The organism is Rhizobium sp. Root274 (assembly GCF_001429245.1).
Lineage (GTDB): Bacteria > Pseudomonadota > Alphaproteobacteria > Rhizobiales > Rhizobiaceae > Allorhizobium.
In genome coordinates this window covers 671,919-693,404 of the sequence record NZ_LMJE01000007.1, presented here as the reverse complement: position 1 = coordinate 693,404, position 21,486 = coordinate 671,919, and the positions used below count along the sequence as shown (strand labels likewise).

Below are 21,486 nucleotides of genomic sequence, written 5' to 3'. Positions count from 1 at the left end.
CATGCTCATTCGTTTCATTACACTCGTTTTCCTGCTTCTTTCCTTCGCCGCGCCCTCCTTTGCGCAGAGCGATCCGTGCGAACTCCTGAACGCGCTTGGAAAAGCCAATTTCAAGCAGGCCGAAGAGCTTCTCGGGCAGATCGCGGCCACCGCCGACGCCCGTGTCGTTCCCGCACTCGAAGCCTTTGCGGAGGGCGATCTCTATGTCCGCAAGTCGGACAACCAGGTGTTCATCACCAAACCTGCCGGCAGCAACCTCGCGGCCATTGATGCCTTGACCGGCGAGACGGTCGGCGAGGAGCCGAAGGGCGCCTTTACCAAGATCAAGGTCAACAACTCCCTGCGTCGAGCGATCCGCTCAGCACTCGGCGGGTTGACGCTCTTGAGCCCTGACCGCAGCGTGCGCCTCGCCGCCGCCCAGGCGGTGTTGCAGTCGCCGAGTGCGGAAAATCTTGCCTTGATCGAGACGGCGCTCGCCACCGAGGCCGACTCGGAGGTCAAGGCGCGCATGGAAGAAGCGCGGGCAGTCTCCGTGCTTGCGTCCGATCGTTCCGCCGATGACAAGCGTGCGGCCATCGCCACCGTCGCGTCGCTCGGCGGGCGTGAGGCGATCGGCATCCTGATGTCGGTGTCGTCGACCATCGACGACAGCCTGAAGCCGGATCTCGATGCGGCAATCAGCAAGATCGAGGGGCAGCTCCTGTTCTGGGACATGGGGCAGAACGTCTGGTACGGCATCTCGCTCGGTTCGGTGCTGTTGCTGGCGGCCATCGGCCTTGCCATCACCTTCGGCGTCATGGGCATCATCAACATGGCGCATGGCGAGATGGTGATGATCGGGGCCTATTCCACCTTCGTGGTGCAGCAGGTGATCCGAACTCACTATCCTGAACTCTTCGACTGGTCGCTGACCATTGCGCTGCCGGTTGCGTTCCTGGTGACGGCTGCCGTCGGCCTCGTCATCGAGCGCGGCGTGATCCGTTTCCTCTATGGCCGGCCGCTCGAAACGCTCCTCGCGACCTGGGGCATTTCGCTGATCCTGCAGCAGACCATCCGCACGATCTTCGGCCCGACCAACCAGGAGGTGGGCAATCCGTCCTGGATGTCGGGTTCGTTTGCGCTCGGCGGTCTCAGCATCACCTGGAACCGGCTGTGGATCGTACTCTTCTCGCTCACCATTTTCTTTGCGCTGCTGACACTGATGAAGCGCTCGTCTTTCGGCCTGCAGATGCGAGCGGTCACGCAGAATCGCCGCATGGCCTCCTCCATGGGCATCCGCACCCCCTGGGTTGACGCCTTCACCTTCGCACTCGGCTCGGGCATTGCCGGGATCGCCGGCGTGGCGCTTTCCCAGATCGACAACGTCTCGCCGAACCTTGGCCAGTCCTACATCATCGACAGTTTCATGGTTGTGGTCTTCGGGGGCGTCGGCAATCTCTGGGGCACTTTCGTCGGGGCCTTGTCGCTCGGCATTCTCAACAAGTTCCTCGAACCTTCGGTCGGGGCCGTGCTGGGCAAGATCCTCGTTCTCGTCCTCATCATTCTCTTCATCCAGAAACGACCGCGCGGGCTCTTCGCGCTCAAGGGAAGGGCGGTGGAAGTATGATCAGCGGCTTCATCCTGCGCGCACTCGACGGCAAGATCGTCATCGCTATCGGTGTTCTCCTCGGCTTTGCCCTCTTGGTGCCAGCCCTCAACCTGCTGACGCCGCCCGACAGCGCACTGCATGTTCCAACCTATGTGGTGTCGCTGCTCGGCAAATATCTCTGCTATGCGCTCCTGGCGCTCGCACTCGACCTGGTCTGGGGCTATTGCGGCATCCTCTCGCTCGGCCACGGCGCCTTCTTTGCGCTCGGCGGTTATGCCATGGGCATGTATCTGATGCGCCAGATCGGCTCTCGTGGCGTCTATGGTGATCCCATTTTGCCCGACTTCATGGTCTTCCTGAACTGGAAGGAACTGCCGTGGTTCTGGCACGGGATGAATTATTTCCCGGTCGCCATGGCCATGGTGCTGCTGGTGCCCGGTCTGCTCGCTTTCGTCTTCGGCTGGTTTGCCTTCCGCTCCCGCGTCAATGGCGTCTATCTCTCGATCATCACCCAGGCGATGACCTATGCGCTGCTGCTCGCCTTCTTCCGCAACGATATGGGCTTCGGCGGCAATAACGGCCTCACTGACTACAAGGAAATCCTCGGCTTCAACGTCCAGGCGGATGGCACACGTGCCGTTCTGTTTGCACTGTCGGCGATTTTCCTGGCGCTCTGCCTGATGCTTGCGTCGGCCATCACCCGCTCGAAATTTGGCAAGGTGCTGGTCGGGGTGCGCGACGCCGAAAGCCGGGTGCGGTTCCTCGGCTACCGGGTCGAGAACATCAAGCTCTTCACCTTCGTCGTCTCGGCGATGATGGCGGGCATTGCGGGTGCGCTCTTCGTGCCGCAGGTCGGCATCATCAATCCGGGTGAATTCGCGCCGGCCAACTCGATCGAAGTGGTCGTCTGGACGGCGGTGGGCGGGCGCGGCACGCTGATCGGCCCGATCATCGGGGCAATCCTCGTCAACGTGGGAAAAAGCTATTTCACCGGCGCTTTCCCCGATCTCTGGCTGTTTGCGCTCGGCGGCCTGTTCATCTGCGTCACGCTGTTCCTGCCCAAGGGCATTGTCGGCACGGTCCAGGCCACTCTCGCCAAGCGCAAGGATTATGCCCGCGAGGCGGACAAGGACGCGGCGAACAACGACGTGAAACCCGAACCGGCCACCGTGGCTGCGGAGTGATGTGATGAGCGACAAGACCACGTCCAGCCTGCTCTATCTGAACGGCGTCTCCGTCTCCTTCGACGGCTTCAAGGCGCTGAATTCGCTTTCCTTCATCGTCGAGCCCGGGGAACTGCGCGCCATCATCGGCCCGAACGGCGCCGGCAAGACGACGATGATGGACATCATCACTGGCAAGACCCGGCCTGACAGCGGCGAAGTCTTCTTCGACGGTGGCAAAATCGACCTGACGAAGAAGGACGAGGCGGAAATCGCGCAGCTCGGCATCGGCCGCAAGTTCCAGAAGCCGACAGTGTTCGAAAGCCATACGGTCTGGGACAATCTGGAACTGGCGCTGAACCGCAAGCGCGGTGTCTTTGCCACGTTGTTCTACACCCTGTCGTTCGAAGACGAGGCGCGCATCGAGGAAATCCTCGAGACGGTGCGTCTGACGCACCGCAAGGACGAACTGGCCGCCAATCTTTCGCACGGCCAGAAGCAGTGGCTGGAGATCGGCATGCTGCTCGCCCAGGAGCCGAAGCTTCTGCTGGTCGACGAGCCGGTCGCCGGCATGACGGATGCGGAGACTGCGGAGACGGCCATTCTGCTCAAGGAAATCGCCAAGACCCGCTCGGTGGTCGTGGTCGAGCACGACATGGGTTTCATCCGCGACCTTGGCGTCAAGGTGACGTGTCTCGCGGAAGGCTCTGTGTTGGCTGAAGGGTCTATCGATTTCGTCTCGAATGACCAGAAGGTCATCGAGAACTATCTGGGGCGGTGATGGCTCACCCTCCCCTTGAGGGGGAGGGTCGGCGCAAAGCGCCGGGGTGGGGTGACTGGTCGCACAGGGATCACCCCCACCCGCAGCTTCGCTGCGACCTCCCCCCTCAAGGGGGAGGGGGAAACAAGACAACAGGGGACAAACCCATGCTGACAGTCGAAAACGTCAATCTCCACTACGGTGCAGCGCAGGCGCTGCGCGGCGTCTCGATCAATGCCGAGATGGGCAAGATCACCTGCGTGCTCGGTCGCAACGGCGTCGGCAAGTCGTCGCTGCTCCGCGCCATTACCGGCCAGCATGCGGTGTCGGCGGGCACGATCACCTTCAACGGTACAAAGCTCAACGGCATGGCGCCGTTCAACCGGGCGCGGACGGGGGTCGGTTATGTGCCGCAGGGGCGCGAGATCTTTCCGCTTTTGACCGTGAAGGAGAACCTGGAAACGGGGTATGCGCCGCTGGAGCGAAAGGACCGGTTCATCCCGGATGACATCTTCAGCCTGTTTCCGGTGCTCGACAGCATGCTGTCGCGGCGCGGCGGTGACCTCTCGGGTGGGCAGCAGCAGCAGTTGGCGATTGGACGGGCCATGGTGACGCGGCCGAAGATCCTGGTGCTGGACGAACCGACCGAAGGCATCCAGCCGTCGATCATCAAGGATATCGGCCGGGCGATCCGCTATCTACGGGATACGACCGGCATGGCGATCCTGCTGGTCGAGCAATATCTCGATTTCTGCCGCGAACTCGCCGATCACGTTTACATCATGGATCGCGGCGAGATCGTGCATCAGGGGGCAGCCGAGACGCTGGATACGCCGGAAGCGCGGCGCCACCTGACCGTATGATTTTGCAAGACAGGGTTGATGATTTATTAGCAATGTCGGGTTGATGCTGGAGACACGCGTGGTATTAAGCGCGCATCTGCAAACAGAAGGCACATCCATGACGACGACCAGCACGGTTCTCCCACTCGTGCGGGCACGCGGCGCATTGCGCGTGGTCGCAGGGCTTTTTCTTTTCGGACTTTCCGGTGCCGCGGCTCAGGCCGCCGGCTGCGGGGCAGCGTTTGAGGCGGGCCAGCACAGTCTCACCTTCCAGTCGGGTGGCGTGACGCGCGAGGCGGTCTACGTCATTCCCTCGAACTATACGGGCAAGAAAAAAGTTCCGCTGGTCTTCGACTTCCACGGTTCGAACAGCAATCCGACGGTGCAGCTGAAGCGCAGCCACTGGGATGAAGTGGCCGAGCGCGAAGGTTTCGTGGTCATGGCGTTGGCCGGCAGCCTCAAGGGCGAGCTGCCGAATACCCATGCCTGGAACGTGCCGGGCGTGACTCAGGGCGAGGGAGCCGATGAATCGCTTGCGATCCGCGACGCGGTGAAGCTTGCCAAGGACACGCTCTGCATCGACAGCACCAAGATCTACGCCTCCGGCTATTCGGGCGGCGGGCGCATGCTGTCGCAATATATCTGCAACGGTTTTGGCGATTTTGCCGCTGCCGGCTTCGTCATGGGTCTTCGGGCCGGCACGCCGGTCGAGGAAAACGGCGTGTGGCGGCCGCGACGCGAAAGCTGCCAGCCGAGCCGGCCCGTCTCGATCATCGCCTTTTCCGGCATGAAAGATCACGTCAATCCGTTCGACGGCGGTGGTAAGGCCTATTGGCGCTATGGCGGCGAAGTGGCGCTCAACCGTTGGGCCGAGCTCAACGGCTGCAACACGCGGCCTCAGACCGAGACCGGGACGTCGGCTGACGTCTCGCGTTATCTCGGCTGCCGGGCCGGCACCAGCGTGATGTCCTATGTGATCGCCAATGCCGACCATGCCTGGCCGGCGCGCTCTGTGCTGTTCCAGCTGGCATCGACCGGCGACAAGACGATCCGCGAGGTTGATGCCACCGACAGAATGTGGGACTTCTTCCGCACATCCGGCGGTGATTTGATGGCCGGAAATACCGTCGGTGCGTCCTGCACGGACGGACAGACAACCGCCTCGATAGAGAATGGCGGGCAGGGGAAAACGTGCAAGCAAGCCAGCACACGAGACAACAGCGTGCCCGTGGTATCGGGCGACTTGTAACCAAGTTGCTCGGCGGTCGTACGCGCATCGCCGAGCTTTACCAGGAGGGTGCGGCGAAGATCCGTCTGCCCGAGAGCTTTACCGATGAGCTGGAGGCGGTGACGATCAATACCGCCGGCGGCATTACCGGTGGCGATGAGTTCGACTGGCATTTCCGCGCGGGTCCCGGCTGTTTTGTCACCGCGACGACACAGGCCTGCGAAAAGATCTACAAGGCCTCTGCCGGTACGGGGCAAATCACCAGCCGCATCGAGGTCGGCGCCGGCGCCAAGTTTCACTGGCTGCCGCAGGAAAGCATTCTCTTCGACAATGCCTCACTCACCCGCAGGCTGGAGGTCGATCTCGCTACGGACGCCGAATTCCTCGCCGTTGAGGCAATCCTGCTCGGTCGCAAGGCCATGGGTGAGGCGATGACGACAGGTCTCGTGCGCGACCGCTGGCGGATCCGCCGCGATGACAAGCTGCTGCATGCCGAAGACCTGAAGCTCGAAGGCGATGTTGCTGCTTTGACCGCCCATCCGGCCGTGCTGTCGGGCCGCGTTGCCTTTGCCACGCTCATCCATGTCAGTCCGCGCGCGGAAGGCCTCGTCAGCCTAATTCGCGGGCTGATTGGTGAAGAAATGGGCGGCGTAAGTTATTGGCAAGGCAAGCTTGTTGCCCGTGTTTCGGCGCCGGATGGCTTTGCCTTGCGAAAAATCCTCATCCCGATCATTTCGGCCTTGCGCGGGGGCGCGTCTGTGCCAAAAGTCTGGACTCTCTGACGATACCTGATTGGAGCACGCATGAACCTGACGCCGCGGGAAAAGGACAAACTGCTGATCGCCATGGCCGCCATTGTCGCACGGCGCCGGCTGGAGCGGGGCGTCAAGCTCAACTATCCGGAAGCGATCGCGCTCATTTCCGATTTTGTCGTCGAAGGCGCGCGCGATGGCCGCAGCGTTGCCGACCTGATGGAGGCGGGCGCCCATGTCATCACCCGCGACCAGGTGATGGAGGGCATCGCCGAGATGATCCACGACGTGCAGGTCGAGGCGACGTTCCCGGATGGGACGAAGCTTGTGACCGTACACGAACCCATTCGCTGAGGACTGAGATCATGGCGCTGGAACTTCGACCCAATTGCGAGTGCTGCGACAAGGACCTGCCGCCGGAGAGCCTGGCGATGATCTGCAGCTTCGAATGCACCTATTGCGCCGATTGTGCCTCGACCACTCTTGCCGGCATCTGCCCGAATTGCGGTGGGGAACTGGTGCGCCGGCCGGTGCGGCCCGCCGCCAAGCTCGCCAACAATCCCGCATCCACCAAACGCATTCTCAAAGCCGAGGGCTGCACGCCTTCGCGCGCCGCTTGAACCCGCTGAAGGAGCGATTCATGATCCCCGGTGAAATCATTGCAGCAGCAGGCGAAATCGAACTCAATGCAGGCCATCCAACGGTGACGCTGGAGGTCTCCAACAGTGGCGATCGGCCGGTGCAGGTCGGCAGCCACTATCATTTTTACGAGACCAATGCCGGGCTGATCTTCGAGCGCGAACAGGCGCGCGGCATGCGGCTCGATATACCCGCGGGTACGGCCGTGCGTTTCGAACCGGGCCAGACCCGGCAGGTGACGCTGATCCCGCTGTCGGGCAGGCGCGAAGTCTATGGTTTCCGCCAGCAGGTCATGGGTGGCCTCTGACATGGCTGGCCGGGGGGAATGGTCATGGTGCGTGCGATGAACTGGGGCGTGATCCTGATGCTGTGCGGCTGCGTATTGTTGCAAGACGCGCCGGCCTCGGGTGAGGACGTGCGGGACGTCGATTGCAACAATGCCCAGACCCAGGCCGACATGAACCAGTGTGCGGCCGAGGACTATCGAAAAGCCGATGCCGCGATGAATGCCCAATGGGCCGAGACGCGCGCCGCCATGCTTGCATGGGACAAGGCGACGCCGCCGTCGGATGCCAATGGCGCAGCCAAGCGGTTGCTGGCTTCGCAGCGCGCCTGGCTCGCCTATCGCGATGCCGCTTGCGATGTCGAGGGTTACTCGGCCGAGGGTGGTTCGATGCAGCCGTTGATGATTTCGTCCTGCCTCGCGGAGCTGACAAAGCGCCGCACGGAAGAGCTGAAATCCCTGGTCGGGCTCTATTGAGGGTGTGAGACCATGGCTCAGGCGCGGCAGGTGATGATCGTCGGCAACGGACCGGTGGACGACGGAGTGGCAGCGCTCATCGATGCTGCCGATCTCGTCATCCGCTTCAATGGTAGTCGCAACTTTGGCGCCGCCGGGCGCAAAACCGATATCATCGCCGTGTGCAATACCGGCCGCCCGGGGGCGGCCATGCTCGCCGATCCGGAGTGGCGCGACAGCGAGGCGGTCCGGACGACCTCTGCGATCTGGTCGGTGCGGGATCCGGAGAAGTTTGCCGCAATGCGGCCGGAGCTTGCGGTGACGCATCCGGAACTCGACGATTTCTGCGATGACTATACGGACGGCTTTGCCGCATTCGCCAGCGCCAATGGCAAGCAGCACCGGATCATCACGCGGGCTGTACACGAAGAGCTCGACCTTGCGCTGCAAGCGCATGATCCCGGCCTTTACGTCGTGCCGTCCAGCGGCATGGTCGTCGTGCATGCCATGCTTTCCGATCCTGCCCATGCCGAGGATACGATCATTCTCGCCGGCTTCGGCCATACCGGCTGGGACGGCCATCCTTTCGAGGCCGAACGTCGGCTGACAGATCATCATATTGCCAGCGGTCGCCTGATGCGGCTTGCCCCCCTCTTTACCCACGCCCTCTCCCAAGGAGCCTGACACCCATGTCCTTCAAGATGTCCCGCGCCGCCTATGCCTCGATGTTCGGTCCGACCACAGGCGACAAGGTCCGTCTTGCAGACACGGAATTGTTCGTCGAGGTGGAGAAGGATTTCACCACTTATGGCGAAGAGGTGAAGTTCGGCGGTGGCAAGGTCATTCGTGACGGCATGGGTCAGAGCCAGGTGACGCGGGCCGATGGTGCTGTCGACACCGTAATCACCAATGCGCTGATCGTCGATCACTGGGGCATCGTCAAGGCTGATATCGGGTTGAAGGACGGCCGCATCGTTGCGATCGGCAAGGCGGGCAATCCGGACACCCAGCCGGGTGTCAACATCATCGTCGGCCCAGGCACGGAAGCGATTGCCGGGGAGGGCAAGATCGTGACGGCCGGCGGCATGGATGCGCATATCCACTTCATCTGCCCGCAGCAGATCGAGGAAGCCCTGATGTCAGGCCTCACCTGCATGCTGGGCGGCGGCACCGGTCCCGCCCATGGCACGCTCGCCACGACCTGCACGCCCGGCCCCTGGCACCTGGCGCGGATGATCGAGGCGGCGGACGCGTTTCCGATGAACCTCGCTTTCGCCGGCAAGGGCAATGCGTCGCTGCCGGGCGCGCTCGAGGAAATGGTGCTGGCGGGCGCGACGTCGCTCAAGCTGCACGAGGACTGGGGCACGACGCCCGGCGCCATCGATTGCTGCCTTTCGGTTGCCGACCAGTATGACGTGCAGGTGATGATCCACACCGATACGCTGAACGAGAGCGGTTTCGTCGAGGATACGATCGGCGCCATCAAGGGCCGCACCATCCATGCCTTCCACACGGAAGGGGCGGGCGGCGGCCATGCACCCGACATCATCAAGATCTGCGGCCAGCTGAACGTCATCCCGTCGTCGACCAACCCGACACGGCCCTACACGGTCAACACGATCGCCGAGCATCTGGACATGCTGATGGTCTGCCATCACCTGTCCTCATCGATCCCCGAGGATATCGCCTTTGCCGAGAGCCGCATCCGCAAGGAAACCATTGCGGCTGAAGACATCCTGCACGATATCGGCGCCTTCTCGATCATCTCGTCCGACAGCCAGGCCATGGGCCGCGTCGGCGAAGTCGCGATCCGCACCTGGCAGACAGCCGACAAGATGAAGCGCCAGCGCGGGCGCCTGCCGAGCGAAACGGGTGACAACGACAATATGCGCGTCAAGCGCTACATCGCCAAATATACGATCAACCCGGCGATTGCTCATGGTCTCAGCCACGAGATCGGCTCGGTCGAGATCGGCAAGCGCGCCGACCTCGTCCTCTGGAACCCGGCCTTCTTCGGCGTGAAGCCGGATATGGTTCTGCTCGGCGGCATGATCGCGGCTGCCCCCATGGGTGACCCGAACGCCTCGATCCCCACGCCGCAGCCGGTGCATTACCGGCCGATGTTCGGCTCCTTTGGCAAGGCGCGCACCAATACGTCCGTTACCTTCGTGTCTCAGGCGGCACTCGATGGCGGGCTTGCCAACCGGCTGGGCACCGCCAAGCAGATGGTTGCGGTCAAGAACACGCGTGGCGGGATCTCGAAGAAGTCGATGATCCACAATGATCTGACGCCGCATATCGAGGTCGATCCTGAGACCTATGAAGTGCGCGCCGACGGCGAACTCTTGACCTGCGAGCCGGCAACCAAGCTGCCGATGGCGCAGCGGTATTTCCTGTTCTGAGCCAGGTTTTGCTTCGCGTCTTCAAGTCTATCAGCGCTGCTTTTGCGTTCATCGCCCTCCTCTTGGTTCTCGGGATTGTTCTCCCGAGAGCAGGCGTGTCAGATCATGGTGCCGCATCGTCAGCGCCCCACCAAATCCTGCTGCTCTCCAATCCGATCCACACCGATATCGCGCTTCCGCTCGACGACGAGGTGCAGGCGGCCTTTGCCGATCTCATTCCGTCCGGCCTGCCGATCGGTATGCCCGGGGCCGACTATCTGGTGATCGGCTGGGGTGGGCGATCCTTTTATATCGAGACACCGACCTGGGGAGACCTGAAACCGCTGCCGGTGCTCAGAGCACTGACGCTCGATCGCTCGGTGCTGCATGTGGAAGTGACTGGAGCCATCGACCGGGATCATCCGGCGGTCAGGGTGCTGACCCTTTCGGAAGAGGGGCGGCGGCGGATGATCGCTGCGATCCGTGACAGTTTTCAGCGTGAGGATGGGGTGCCACTCGTGGTCGAGGGCGCGGCCTATGGCGCCGACGACGTATTTTTCGAGGCGCGTGGTCGGTTCAACGCTTTTGTCGGCTGCAACACCTGGACGGCGGCGATGCTGCGCGAGGCTGGCCTCACCACGGGGTGGTGGACGCCCTTGCCGCAACTGCTTGACTGGTCGCTCGGGCGAATCAGTTCGTCTGTGCCGTCGCATTCCTGAGACATATCAAGGCGCAGAAAGTATCCGCTGCAGCTGCACGCGTAGATCCCGACGAATCACCCTCCTAAACAATGGGTTTTGCGGCCGGCAATTTGTGAATCGGTCCGGGGTGTTGTGGGGATTTTGCGCATTCCCTGGTTGTACTTTCAACCATTTTAGGATGTTGTTCTTCCATTTTCAGGATCCGTCGAATTTTAGTGATTCCATTAGAGGTTGGGGAAGGGTTGCTCCCTAATCCATGGTCATGTTCATGAAGGAGCGTCTGGTGAATATCATCAGGAAATGGCTATGGCGCCATATAGATCTCGGGGCGTTTGACAACCAGAAGGCGATCGCGACCTTCGCGCTTTCGGTCAGTTGCCGAGCGGTGATCCTGGCCAGTCTCTCCAGTCTTGCGACACTCCCTGTGCTCTACGGGCTTGGTTTTCTGACCATGCCGGTGGATCAGGCGGTCAAGTTGACGGTCGCCTTTTCATGGCTCTTTGGCGGCGCGTTTTCGGGCGCACTCGCCTACGTCGCCGGCCTCGTCATTCGTGATCTGACGCTGTCACGCGCCGAGTTCGAGCGGCTCAGCCGCACCGATACGCTGTCGGGGCTCGCCAATCGCCGGGCATTCAACGATGCATTTTCGCGGGTGGATGGCGAGGCGTCTCTGGCGATCATCGACATCGACCGCTTCAAGCTGATCAACGACCATTTCGGACATCATGTGGGGGATCTGGTCATTCAGGAGATCTCGACCGTTCTGCGGCAGGTATTCGGCGAGCGCAATCTGGTGGCGCGGCTTGGCGGCGAGGAATTCGGGGTGATCCTCATAGGCAGTGGACTTGCCCAAAGGCTGGCCTTGGTCGAACGGGCCCGCAGCCTGGTTGCCGGCAGCCGCTTCTTCTGCGACGGGATCGAAATTACGGCCACCATCTTTGCGGGTGTCGCGGAATTCTCAGCTGACCGGCGGCCGGAATGGGTCTATGCACAGGCCGACAAGGCCTTGTACCTGGCCAAGACGGATGGACGTGACCGGGTGCTGCACGAAGCGGCTCTGGTCTCTGCCGAAGAATCCTCTGCTGACGATCGAGACAATTCTGCTCTGGTTTTCGATGGACTGCGCGCCGAGGGATAAAGTTCAATCTTGCTCGCTCCCTCCCGTTTGTGCATGGTTTAAAAAACAGCCAATCGGAGGCCGCATGCAGCGCGCGACAAGTTTCAAGACCGCCGGAAGCGTGGCAGAGGCGCCCGAGGGCGTCGTCGTTCTGTCGCATGACGCACGGCATTTGCGCCGGAAGTTATTGCATCTCGACAATGGCGACATGGTCATGCTCGACCTGAAGGAGGCCGTGCTCTTTGGTCACGGCGACCGGCTGGTCCTTGACGACGGGACAACCGTAGAAATTCAGGCAGCCGAGGAGCGGCTGTTTGCAATTACGGCCCGCGACGGCCTTCACCTGATCGAACTTGCCTGGCATCTCGGCAATCGCCATCTCGCCGCCCAGATCGAGACTGACCGCATCCTCATTCTGCGCGACCACGTGATCCGTGACATGCTGATCGGTCTCGGGGCCGAGGTGACGGAAGTGATCGAGCCCTTCCAGCCGGTGCGCGGCGCCTATCACGCCCATAGCAGTCACGGACATGGCGCTGCTGGCCATGGCTGATACTGCCTCTTCTTCACGTTTTGGCGACCAGCGTGCGCTGCTCAGGTTGATGGCCTGGTTGTCGCCTGCCTTTCCCGTCGGCGGCTTTGCCTATTCGGGCGGGCTGGAAAGCGCGGTCGCCGAGCGGCATGTGCGTGATGTAACAAGCCTCAATTCCTGGCTCGCTCTGCTGCTTGAGCAGGGTGGCCTGCGCAACGATGCGATCCTTTTTATTGAGGCGCACCGACGGCAGAGCGAAGGTGGCGATCTCGGCGAACTCGTCGAACTCGCAGCGGCGCTGGCAGGCTCCGCAGAGCGTCATGCGGAAATCACCCGCCAGGGGGAAGCCTTCGTCACGGCCGCTGCCGGCTGGCCGCATCCGGTGTTGGGAAGACTGTCAGGCCCCGTTGCCTATGGCGTTGCCGTCGGTGCGATCGCGGCGGCCCATGGCGTGGCCGCAGGCGATGCGCTGGCGGCATTCCTGCATGCGCAGGTGTCGATGCTGGTGTCGGTCGCCATCCGTCTCGGCGTGATCGGGCAGAGCCACGGCGTTGCCCTGATCGCCGAGTTCGAGGGGCGCATTCTTGCCGCCGTGCCGGCTTTGGAGCAGGCCGGGCTCGAAGATCTCGGCTCGGCGGCGATTGCGGCGGAAACCCTCAGCATGCGTCATGAGACGCAATATTCCAGGCTCTTCCAATCCTAGCTCCCAGGAACGCAGGCATGAACATGATCAAGTCGAAAAACGGTCCCTTACGCGTCGGCATCGGCGGGCCGGTCGGTTCCGGCAAGACGGCGCTGACGGAGAAGCTGTGCAAGGCGATGCGCGACCACTATTCCGTCGCCGTCGTCACCAATGATATCTACACGCGGGAGGATGCGGACGCGCTGATCCGCATGCAGGCGCTGAGCTCGGATCGCGTCGTCGGTGTCGAGACAGGCGGCTGTCCGCATACGGCGATCCGCGAGGACGCGTCGATCAATCTCAAGGCCATCGCGGACCTCAATGCCCGCATCCCGGATCTCGACGTGGTCTTCATCGAATCGGGCGGCGACAACCTGGCGGCGACCTTCTCACCTGACCTCGCCGACATCACGCTCTATGTGATCTCCGTCTGCCAGGGCGAGGAAATCCCGCGCAAGGGCGGGCCGGGCATCACGCGCTCGGATCTGCTCGTCATCAACAAGACGGATCTGGCACCGCATGTGGGTGTCGATCTCGATGTGATGGAGCGGGATGCCGGGCGGATGCGGGCGGGCGGCCCCTTTGTCTTCACCGATCTTAAACGGGGTGCCGGCGTCGAGCGGATCGTCAGCTTTCTGCAGGAGAGCGGCGGGCTTTAGAGCCGCGCCGCATGCTCTCTTCGACCGTCAGATCTGCTTGAGGGCCGAGACGTCGGTGATCTGGATCGTGCGGCCCCGCACGGTCACACCGGCGCGGCGCAGGCTCGAGAACGCGCGCGACAGCGCTTCCGGTGCCAGGCCCAGCTTTCCGGCCAGCAGGCTCTTCTGGAAGGGCAGGCGGATCGAGGCCGGGCCGCCTTCGGTGTTGCAGGCCGTCAGGAGATAATGCGCGACACGCTGCGGCGCGGTCTGGAGGCGGTCGTTGGCAATGCAGTCCATGGTCGCCAGAAGATGGGCGGAAAGGCAGCGCATGATTGTCTTTGCGACGTCCTTCTCCTGCTCCGCCAGGGCGCGTACCTTCTGCAGGTCGAAACGCGCGAGCGTCACGGTCTCGGCGGCCTGGGCGTTGTAGAGATAGTTGTCGCCCATGGTGAGCAGGCATTCGGCGAAGGTGTCGCCCGGGCCGCAAACGCGGATATCGGCTTCACGGCCATCCTTATTCAGCCGGTAGAGCCGGACATAGCCGCCGAGCACGCAGTAGAAATACTCCGCATGATCGCCCTCGCGAAACAGCACGTCGCGGGATTCGTAATTGGCGACGGTCGCGATTTCCAGCATAGCCGCCATCGCCGTCGGGCCGAGTTGCGACAGGAAGGATGTCCGCAGAAGCGTGTTCTTGTCTCGCGTGTTCAGTCTCAAGATCTTGTTCACGGCTTTCCCGGCTCCCCGTTCCTCGTCATGCGGTGGGGCCGACGATTCCTCTCGTGGATCACATGACCGCACGTCCGGTGACCGAGCTCCGCGACAGAACTGCCACCGGAGGTGGCACTGCAATGTCCGCGGGAATCGGCTCATCGCCCTTTCCAGCACCTGCAGCATAGAGGCCGTTTTGCAATCAGGGTTTGATTTCGATCAACCGAGGGCGCCGCATGTATCAGAATATTTGCAGAGACGGTGGGGGTGATAAAAAGGGCGCTCCGTTTTCCGGAACGCCCTGCGATTGCATGCGATGGGTTGATGCGGATCAGAACTTGACGCCGACGCCCAGGCGGACGGTGTGCTGGGTGAGATCGGATTCGACCTTGGTCCCAGCGAAGTCGAGATCCTTGCTGCCGAAGTCGGTGTAGCGATAATCGAGGCGGCCGAAGATCCGATCGGTGACGGCATAATCGACGCCGGCGCCGACCGTGTAACCGTTGTAAGTTTCGCTGGTGCTGGCGACCCCGACGAGTTCTGCATCCACATGCGCTGCGGCCCAGCCGGCGCTGGCATAGACCAGGGCACGGCCGAAGCTGTAGCCGAGGCGGCCCCGGACTGAGCCCTGCCAGTCGGCTGTGCCGGTAAAGGTGCCGAACAGCGTCGTCAGATCCTGTTCATTCCAGTTGTGATCGAAATCGCCTTCGATACCGAGAACGACGTTGTTGCTGAACTGCTTGTTGAAGCCGGCAAAGGCGCCGAGCGAGCCGCCGTCGAAATTGCCGTCGAGCGGGTTGAGGCCAGCCGTCTCGAAATGGCCGTCCAGCCAGCCATAGCCGCCCTGGATACCGGCATAGCCGCCGGTCCATTCGAAGCCGCGCTGGCCGATATCGGCTGCGACCGGTGCTTCCGGAACAGTGGAGATGGCGTCAGCGGCATAGGCCGCCGTGGCGATCAGCAAGACGGCTGCGGTAGCAACGAAAGTCTTCATTAGAAAATCCTGAATAGGTTGAATCAGTGTGCCAACAAGCAACTTATGCGACACTTATTTCCGATTCAGGACTAATCAGGCAACCGCCATATCTGGGTTCATCGATATGGAGTCGAATTTGGCCGATGGCGGGTGGTGCCTCGCCACTATTCGGCGGCGAGGGGAGGCAGGTTGATGACGTTGCCATTGCTGTCGCCCTTGCGGACGTCGGTCTTGCCGCGCTCGACCGATGCCAGCCGCTTCTCGACCGATTGCAGGGTCTCGAAGTTGCGGCGGGCGAGATGCGAGAGATCCTCGGCGGACAGAACCTTTTCTTCGACTTCCTTCTTTCCGACAAATCGGCCGAAGGCCCATGAGAGCAGGCGAGACAAGTCGTCGAGGATCAGGAAGAAGGCCGGAACGACGATCAGGCTGAGCGCCGTCGATACGATGATGCCACCAATGACGGCGATGGCCATCGGTGCGCGGAAGGAGCCGCCTTCGCCGACACCCATGGCGGAGGGCAGCATGCCGGCTGACATGGCGATCGACGTCATAATGATCGGGCGGGCGCGCTTGCGGCCGGCCTCAACCATGGCTTCCAGACGGTGCATACCCTGATTGCGCATCTCGATGGCGAAATCGACCAGCAGGATCGCGTTCTTCGTCACGATGCCCATCAGCATCAGGATGCCGATCAGAACCGGCATGGAGAGCGCGTTGTTGGTCACTATCAGGCCGACCGCCACACCACCGATGGCGAGCGGCAGCGAGAACAGGATGGTGAAGGGCTGAATGACGTCCTTGAAGAGCAGGATCAGCACCGTCAGCACCAGAAGCAGGCCAAGGATCATTGCATTCAGGAAGCCCTGCTGCATTTCGGCCTGAACCTTGGCATCACCGCTTTCGGCAAGGCGAACGCTTGTCGGGATATCGACCTTCTCGACCGTTTCGCGGAAGGCGGCGGTTGCCGTATCAAGTGCCACACCTTGGGGCAAGCCGGCACCGATGGTGACAACGCGGTTGCGGTCATTGCGCTTGATCGAGGACACGCCTTCAGAATAGTCGATGTCGGCGACGCTCGACAGCGGCACCGTGGCGCCAGACGCCGTGCGGACCTTTAAAGCCCGAAGCGCTGCGAGATCGGTACGGAAATCGAGCGAAGCCTGAACACGGATCGGGATTTGGCGATCATCGAGCGAGATCTTCGGCAGGAGCGCGTCGACATCGCCGATGGTGGCAACGCGGATCGTCTGGGAGATCTGCTGCGCGGTAATGCCGAGGCGAGCTGCCTCGTCGCTACGCGGACGGATCTGCAGTTCCGGACGGGGCAGGGCGCCTTCTGAGCTGACATTGGCCAGTACCGGAACGGCGCGCAGCTTGGCTTCGAGAATGGCCACCGCGTCGTTCAGTTCCTGCTCGTTCTTCGAGAGGAAGTTGAACGAGATATCGCGTTCGCCGCGGTCATTGAGCTTCATCACGCGGATGTCGGCGATCGAGGCGAGCTTTTCGAAGACCTCTTCCTCGATGTCCCACTGCGGACGCACGCGGCCATGTTCGGGGACCTTCGGCAGGTAGGAACCGATCAGCGGCAGGCCGCCGAGGCCCTTGTTGACCAGGGTCTTCACCAGCGAGTGGTCGATGCGCACGAGGTTCATCGTGACGCTGGCGCGGCGCAGTTCGAGATCGCCCTTCGGTGAGGCGCCGCCGAGGATGAAGATGCTTTCGACATCCGGTACGTCCTTGATCGCGGCATAGATTTCGTCCGTCTTGCGCTCGGTCTCGGCCAGAGTGGCATTCGGCGGCAGTTCGACGGACAGCGAAATACGGCCAGCGTCTTCCGGCGGCAGGAAGCTACCGGGGACCTGAGCCAGAAGCGCCAGTGAACCGATTAGGAAAGCGATGGCTGCCGCGAGCGTGCCGAGGCGCGAATACCAGCGGCGCGTGGTGAAGCGCACAACGCGGGTATAGGCCTTGAGGAAGGCGCTGTCATTGTCGTGATGGTCGTCCATCGCGTCTTCGGCGCGCATCAGGTAAGCGGCCATCATCGGGGTGATGAGGCGGGCGACCAGCAGCGAGAAGAAGACCGAGAAGGCGACCGTCAGGCCGAACTGGATGAAGTACTGGCCCGGAATGCCGGGCATGAAGGAGACGGGCACGAAGACCGCAATGATGGTGAAGGTGGTGGCAATAACGGCAAGACCGATTTCGTCGGCCGCCTCGATCGCCGCGCGATAGGGCGTCTTGCCCATCTTGATGTGGCGGGCGATGTTTTCCACCTCGACGATGGCGTCGTCGACGAGAATACCTGTCGCGAGCGTCAGGGCCAGGAACGAGACGAGGTTCAGCGAGAAGCCCATCATGTCCATGACCCAGAAGGTCGGGATGGCCGAGAGCGGCAGGGCGACGGCCGAAATCAGGGTGGCGCGCCAGTTGCGCAGGAAGAGCAGCACGACGATGACGGCGAGGATCGCACCTTCGATCAGCGTGTGCATGGCCGCTTCGTAGTTGCCATAGGTGAAGTAGACGGAATCGTCGATCATCTCGATCTGGACGTCCGGATTTTCAGCCCGCACCTTTGCCAGGCTCTCGGCGACGGTTTCAGCAACGGTGACTTCCGAGGCCCCCTTGGCGCGGAAGACGGCAAAGGAGACCACCGGCTTGCCGTCGTGGCGTGCAAAGGACTTCGGCTCCTCATAGGCGTCCTTGACGGTGCCGAGGTCCGAGAGCTTGACGAAACGACCACCGGAGAGTGCGATCGTGGTGTTCGAAAGGCTCGTCACGTCCCTGTTGTCGCCGAGGGTGCGGATCGCCTGTTCGGCACCGGCCACCTGGCCACGGCCGGAACCGAGGTCGACATTGGTGCCCTTCAACTGGCTCGATACGTCGGCGGCGGTGATGCCGAGGGCGTCGAGGCGGTTGGGGTCGAGTTCGACACGGACTTCCCGATCAGAGCCGCCGTAGCGGTCGACACGGCCGATGCCAGCCTGACCCTGCAGCGCACGCTTGACCGTATCGTCCACAAACCAGGACAGTTCGGCGAGGTTCATGTTGGGTGAGGAGACGGCAAAGCTCTGGATGGCCTGGCCTTCGACGTCGATCTTGGTCACGATCGGCTCGTCGACGGAAGCCGGCAGATCGCCGCGAATGCGGTCAATCGCGTCCTTGACGTCCTGGACGGCCTGTTCGGTTGCCACTTCCATGCGGAACATGACGACGGTCTGAGACTGGCCGTCGGTGACGGTCGAGTTGATCTCGTCGACGCCGGTGATCGAGGCAACCGCGTCCTCGACCTCCTTGGTCACCTGGCTTTCAAGCTCGGCGGGCGAGGCGCCGCTCTGGGTCACTGTGATCGCGACCAGGGGCACGTCGATATTGGGGAAGCGGGTAATCGGCAGCGCGTTGAACGACTGGATGCCGACCACCATCAACAGGAAGAAGGCCAGAATCGGCGCGATCGGATTTCGGATGGCCCATGCAGAGAAGTTCATGGCGACGTCATTCCTCAGTTGGATACGCTGCTGGTGTCTTCCACCGGATTGATCCGGTCGCCATCACGAACGAAGACGCCGGCCTTGGCAACGACCAGGTCTCCCTCCTTCAGGCCTTCTGTGACCTCGATGAAGGCCCCATCCTGAATGCCGGTCTTCACCGGCTGCATCTTGACCACGCCGTCCGTCACGAGCCGCACGGTGGTGACATTCCGCTCGCTGGTAATGGCCGAGAGCGGTAGCGCCACATCGTCAGCCTGACCGATCGTGATCGCGGCATTGCCATACATGCCGGCGCGGGCTGCTGCATCGTCATCAATGGCGATGTGCACCGAGCCAAGGCGGGTCACGGCATCGACCACGGGTGAGATCAGCCTGACCGAGCCCGTGATCGGTGCATTGCTGCCGGCGACCGAGATATCGGCCGGCTGGCCCACTTTCAGTCTGAGTATATCAGCTTCCGTCACATCTGCCACAAGTTCGATCTGCCCGTCGCGGATGACCGTGTAGAGCGGCGAGGCGCTGCCAGAGGCGATTGCGCCGATCCGCGCATTGCGCTCGGATACGGTGCCGGCAACGGGTGACTTGATCTCGGTACGCGCAAGCCTCAGATCGATGTCGGCGATCTGGCTTTCAACGACCTTGATGTCGGCTTCGGCAACGGCAATGGACTGCTTGGCGGTTTCGACCTTGGCCGTGGCGCTTGCCAGAGTCGTTTCGGCCTGTTCGCGCTGCGAAGCCGACACTGAACCGCTGCTCGATAGGCGGGAGGCCCGGTCAAACTGGCGCTGTGCCTCCTTGAGGCTTGCTTCCGCCTCGATCACCTGTGCCCGATACTGGGCGAGTGCCGCCTCGGCCTTGGCCTGGTTTGCCACTTGCTGGCTACGTTCCAGTTTCAGCGTGTCGTCATTCAGGCGGGCCACCACCTGACCTTCCGTCACAGTGTCGCCGACATCGACCTCGATCGACTTGATTTGCAAGCCTTCCACCTGTGGCTGAACATAAACGTCCTCCACTGATTTGATCGTACCAGTCGCCACAATTCGGTCGACCAGAGTGCGGCTCTTTGCCGGTGTGACGATGATGGAGGGCAAAGCCGGTGCCTTGGCGGGTGCTGCGGGTGTTTCCTGCGCAACGGCAACAGAGGCCATAAGCGTCAACATGGAGGCCGCAAATATGGCCTTTCGGGTCGGTTTCAAAAACATGGGTCCCTTTCCCCCAACACGATCGTCAGTCTGCCTACAATACGCGTGTGCGCCTCAATTGGCTCACCCGGCTGTGCGCGACCCAATCAGGGTGCTGGCGCTGTCGTGGGTGGAGACGCTTCAATCCGGTGCAAGAGGTGGGCGATCAGTGAGAGCCTTGCAAGAGGCGTCGGCGAGTATTCAAGATCAGCCTTCGAGATTGTTCAAGATAGAACGGTAGTGTTGCCGAATTGCAAGGCTGTCGCGGAAAAATTATCAGTGAAACTTACAAAAATGGAACGGGCATGGAGATCGCTCCCCATGCCCCTGATCTTGGAGTTGCCTGACGATTTATTTCAGGGCCGCGTCGGTGATCTCGGTGGTGTAGGCGCCGGTCGGCTCCTTCGAGATGACCGGGTCCGAACCGCCACCGAGCAGCGTCTTGACGGTCCGGTCGTAGTCGGCCTTGTCGAGCGCGCCGTTGGAGCCGGCGGTCAGCTTGGCGACTTCGCCCATCATGCGCTTCTGGTGGACTTCCGTCTGAGCGCCGGAAGCATCGTTTTCGAGCACGATTTCGGCTGCTTCATCCGAATTGGCTTCGGCATATTTCCAGCCCTTCATCGAAGCGCGGACGAACTTGACCATCTTTTCCTTGAAAGCCGGGTCTTTCAGCTTGTCTTCGAGCACGTAGAGGCCGTCTTCGAGCGTGGCGACACCTTCGTCTTCATACTTGAACGTGACCAGTTCCTCCGGCTTGATGCCGGCATCGATGACCTGCCAGTATTCGTTATAGGTCATGGTCGAGATGCACGCGGCCTGCTTCTGCAGAAGCGGGTCGACGTTGAAGCCCTGCTTGAGGACCGTCACACCTTCCGGTGAACCATCGGTCTTGATGCCGAGCGTCGCCATCCAGGAGAGGAAGGGGTATTCGTTGCCGAAGAACCAGACGCCGAGCGTCTTGCCCTTGAAATCCTCCGGCTTGGTGATGCCGGTTTCCTTAAGGCAGGTCAGCATCATGCCCGAGGACTTGAAGGGCTGGGCGATGTTGACGAGCGGCACGCCCTTTTCGCGGGTGGCGAGGGCAGACGGCATCCAGTCGACGATCACGTCAGCGCCGCCGCCGGCAAGAACCTGCGGGGGAGCGATATCCGGACCGCCCGGCTTGATTTCGACGTCGAGGCCTTCCTCTTCGTAGAAGCCCTTGTCCTTGGCGACGTAATAACCGGCGAACTGGGCCTGCGTTACCCATTTCAGCTGGAGGGTCACCTTGTCAGCGGCGGCGGCCTGCAGGGCGGTCAGCGAGACCGCTGCGCCGAGCAGAAGGGAGGCAAGTTTGATTGTCATTTCAGTTCCCTCTTTTGT

Annotated in this window: 22 protein-coding genes; 17 read left to right on the top strand and 5 right to left on the bottom strand. The window is 61.9% G+C overall.

What is annotated here, in order from left to right:
* Position 1: 1 nt before the first annotated feature.
* From urtB to ureG, 17 genes are all read left to right on the top strand, one after another.
* Positions 2 to 1,606 carry an urea ABC transporter permease subunit UrtB gene (urtB, locus tag ASE36_RS12315; RefSeq protein ID WP_062279701.1) on the top strand — a complete coding sequence of 535 codons (1,605 nt, stop codon included), beginning with the start codon at positions 2 to 4 and terminating at the stop codon, positions 1,604 to 1,606.
* Complete coding sequence (urtC, locus tag ASE36_RS12310) at positions 1,603 to 2,772, top strand: urea ABC transporter permease subunit UrtC (RefSeq protein ID WP_062279699.1); 1,170 nt, start codon at positions 1,603 to 1,605, stop codon at positions 2,770 to 2,772. The genes urtB and urtC overlap by 4 nt, the downstream gene beginning before the upstream one ends.
* Positions 2,773 to 2,776: 4 nt before the next feature.
* On the top strand, positions 2,777 to 3,532 hold the full coding sequence (gene urtD, locus ASE36_RS12305; protein ID WP_156378640.1) for an urea ABC transporter ATP-binding protein UrtD: 756 nt from the start codon (positions 2,777 to 2,779) through the stop codon (positions 3,530 to 3,532).
* 146 nt (positions 3,533 to 3,678) lie between these two features.
* A complete protein-coding gene (gene urtE / locus ASE36_RS12300) occupies positions 3,679 to 4,374 on the top strand; it encodes an urea ABC transporter ATP-binding subunit UrtE (RefSeq protein WP_062279695.1) in 696 nt (231 codons plus the stop codon).
* Between the two features lie 97 nt (positions 4,375 to 4,471).
* Positions 4,472 to 5,602 carry an alpha/beta hydrolase family esterase gene (locus ASE36_RS12295; protein WP_062279693.1) on the top strand — a complete coding sequence of 377 codons (1,131 nt, stop codon included), beginning with the start codon at positions 4,472 to 4,474 and terminating at the stop codon, positions 5,600 to 5,602.
* A complete protein-coding gene (locus tag ASE36_RS12290) occupies positions 5,545 to 6,363 on the top strand; it encodes an urease accessory protein UreD (RefSeq protein ID WP_062279691.1) in 819 nt (272 codons plus the stop codon). Before ASE36_RS12295 ends, ASE36_RS12290 begins: the two co-directional genes overlap by 58 nt.
* Positions 6,364 to 6,384: 21 nt before the next feature.
* Positions 6,385 to 6,687, top strand: a complete 303-nt coding sequence (locus tag ASE36_RS12285) for an urease subunit gamma (RefSeq protein WP_062279689.1) — start codon at positions 6,385 to 6,387, stop codon at positions 6,685 to 6,687.
* Between the two features lie 11 nt (positions 6,688 to 6,698).
* A complete protein-coding gene (locus ASE36_RS12280) occupies positions 6,699 to 6,953 on the top strand; it encodes a DUF1272 domain-containing protein (RefSeq protein WP_062279687.1) in 255 nt (84 codons plus the stop codon).
* A gap of 20 nt (positions 6,954 to 6,973) precedes the next feature.
* Complete coding sequence (locus tag ASE36_RS12275; protein WP_062279685.1) at positions 6,974 to 7,279, top strand: urease subunit beta; 306 nt, start codon at positions 6,974 to 6,976, stop codon at positions 7,277 to 7,279.
* A gap of 24 nt (positions 7,280 to 7,303) precedes the next feature.
* Positions 7,304 to 7,732, top strand: coding sequence for a lysozyme inhibitor LprI family protein (locus ASE36_RS12270; RefSeq protein WP_062279683.1), 429 nt, complete (start codon positions 7,304 to 7,306; stop codon positions 7,730 to 7,732).
* Positions 7,733 to 7,744: 12 nt separating this feature from the next.
* Positions 7,745 to 8,395 carry a Urease operon accessory protein gene (locus tag ASE36_RS12265; RefSeq protein WP_156378639.1) on the top strand — a complete coding sequence of 217 codons (651 nt, stop codon included), beginning with the start codon at positions 7,745 to 7,747 and terminating at the stop codon, positions 8,393 to 8,395.
* A 5-nt stretch (positions 8,396 to 8,400) separates the two neighbouring features.
* Entirely contained in the window at positions 8,401 to 10,113 is a 1,713-nt protein-coding gene (gene ureC, locus ASE36_RS12260) for an urease subunit alpha (RefSeq protein ID WP_062279681.1), read from the top strand.
* An 8-nt stretch (positions 10,114 to 10,121) separates the two neighbouring features.
* The gene (locus tag ASE36_RS12255) at positions 10,122 to 10,811 is read left to right on the top strand and encodes a TIGR02117 family protein (protein WP_062279679.1); all 690 of its coding nucleotides are present in this window, start codon (positions 10,122 to 10,124) and stop codon (positions 10,809 to 10,811) included.
* Between the two features lie 265 nt (positions 10,812 to 11,076).
* A complete protein-coding gene (locus ASE36_RS12250) occupies positions 11,077 to 11,931 on the top strand; it encodes a GGDEF domain-containing protein (RefSeq protein ID WP_062281311.1) in 855 nt (284 codons plus the stop codon).
* Positions 11,932 to 11,995: 64 nt separating this feature from the next.
* Positions 11,996 to 12,463 (top strand): urease accessory protein UreE, encoded by a 468-nt coding sequence (gene ureE, locus ASE36_RS12245; RefSeq protein ID WP_062279676.1) that lies wholly within the window; start codon positions 11,996 to 11,998, stop codon positions 12,461 to 12,463.
* Positions 12,456 to 13,145: an urease accessory protein UreF gene (locus ASE36_RS12240; protein ID WP_062281308.1), complete on the top strand. Its 690-nt coding sequence runs from the start codon at positions 12,456 to 12,458 to the stop codon at positions 13,143 to 13,145. The genes ureE and ASE36_RS12240 overlap by 8 nt, the downstream gene beginning before the upstream one ends.
* A 26-nt stretch (positions 13,146 to 13,171) precedes the next feature.
* Positions 13,172 to 13,783 carry an urease accessory protein UreG gene (gene ureG / locus ASE36_RS12235; RefSeq protein WP_062281305.1) on the top strand — a complete coding sequence of 204 codons (612 nt, stop codon included), beginning with the start codon at positions 13,172 to 13,174 and terminating at the stop codon, positions 13,781 to 13,783.
* 27 nt (positions 13,784 to 13,810) lie between these two features.
* Here ureG and ASE36_RS12230 read toward each other — a convergent pair whose 3' ends face one another.
* The 5 genes from ASE36_RS12230 to ASE36_RS12210 all read right to left on the bottom strand — a co-directional run bounded on the left by ASE36_RS12230 (position 13,811) and on the right by ASE36_RS12210 (position 21,468).
* The gene (locus ASE36_RS12230) at positions 13,811 to 14,494 is read right to left on the bottom strand and encodes a Crp/Fnr family transcriptional regulator (RefSeq protein ID WP_062279674.1); all 684 of its coding nucleotides are present in this window, start codon (positions 14,492 to 14,494) and stop codon (positions 13,811 to 13,813) included.
* 313 nt (positions 14,495 to 14,807) lie between these two features.
* Positions 14,808 to 15,470, bottom strand: coding sequence for an outer membrane protein (locus ASE36_RS12225; protein WP_062279672.1), 663 nt, complete (start codon positions 15,468 to 15,470; stop codon positions 14,808 to 14,810).
* A 146-nt stretch (positions 15,471 to 15,616) separates the two neighbouring features.
* Positions 15,617 to 18,940 carry an efflux RND transporter permease subunit gene (locus ASE36_RS12220; protein ID WP_062279670.1) on the bottom strand — a complete coding sequence of 1,108 codons (3,324 nt, stop codon included), beginning with the start codon at positions 18,938 to 18,940 and terminating at the stop codon, positions 15,617 to 15,619.
* 14 nt (positions 18,941 to 18,954) lie between these two features.
* Positions 18,955 to 20,145 carry an efflux RND transporter periplasmic adaptor subunit gene (locus ASE36_RS12215; protein WP_062279668.1) on the bottom strand — a complete coding sequence of 397 codons (1,191 nt, stop codon included), beginning with the start codon at positions 20,143 to 20,145 and terminating at the stop codon, positions 18,955 to 18,957.
* Between the two features lie 330 nt (positions 20,146 to 20,475).
* Complete coding sequence (locus ASE36_RS12210) at positions 20,476 to 21,468, bottom strand: ABC transporter substrate-binding protein (RefSeq protein ID WP_062279666.1); 993 nt, start codon at positions 21,466 to 21,468, stop codon at positions 20,476 to 20,478.
* Positions 21,469 to 21,486: the final 18 nt, after the last annotated feature.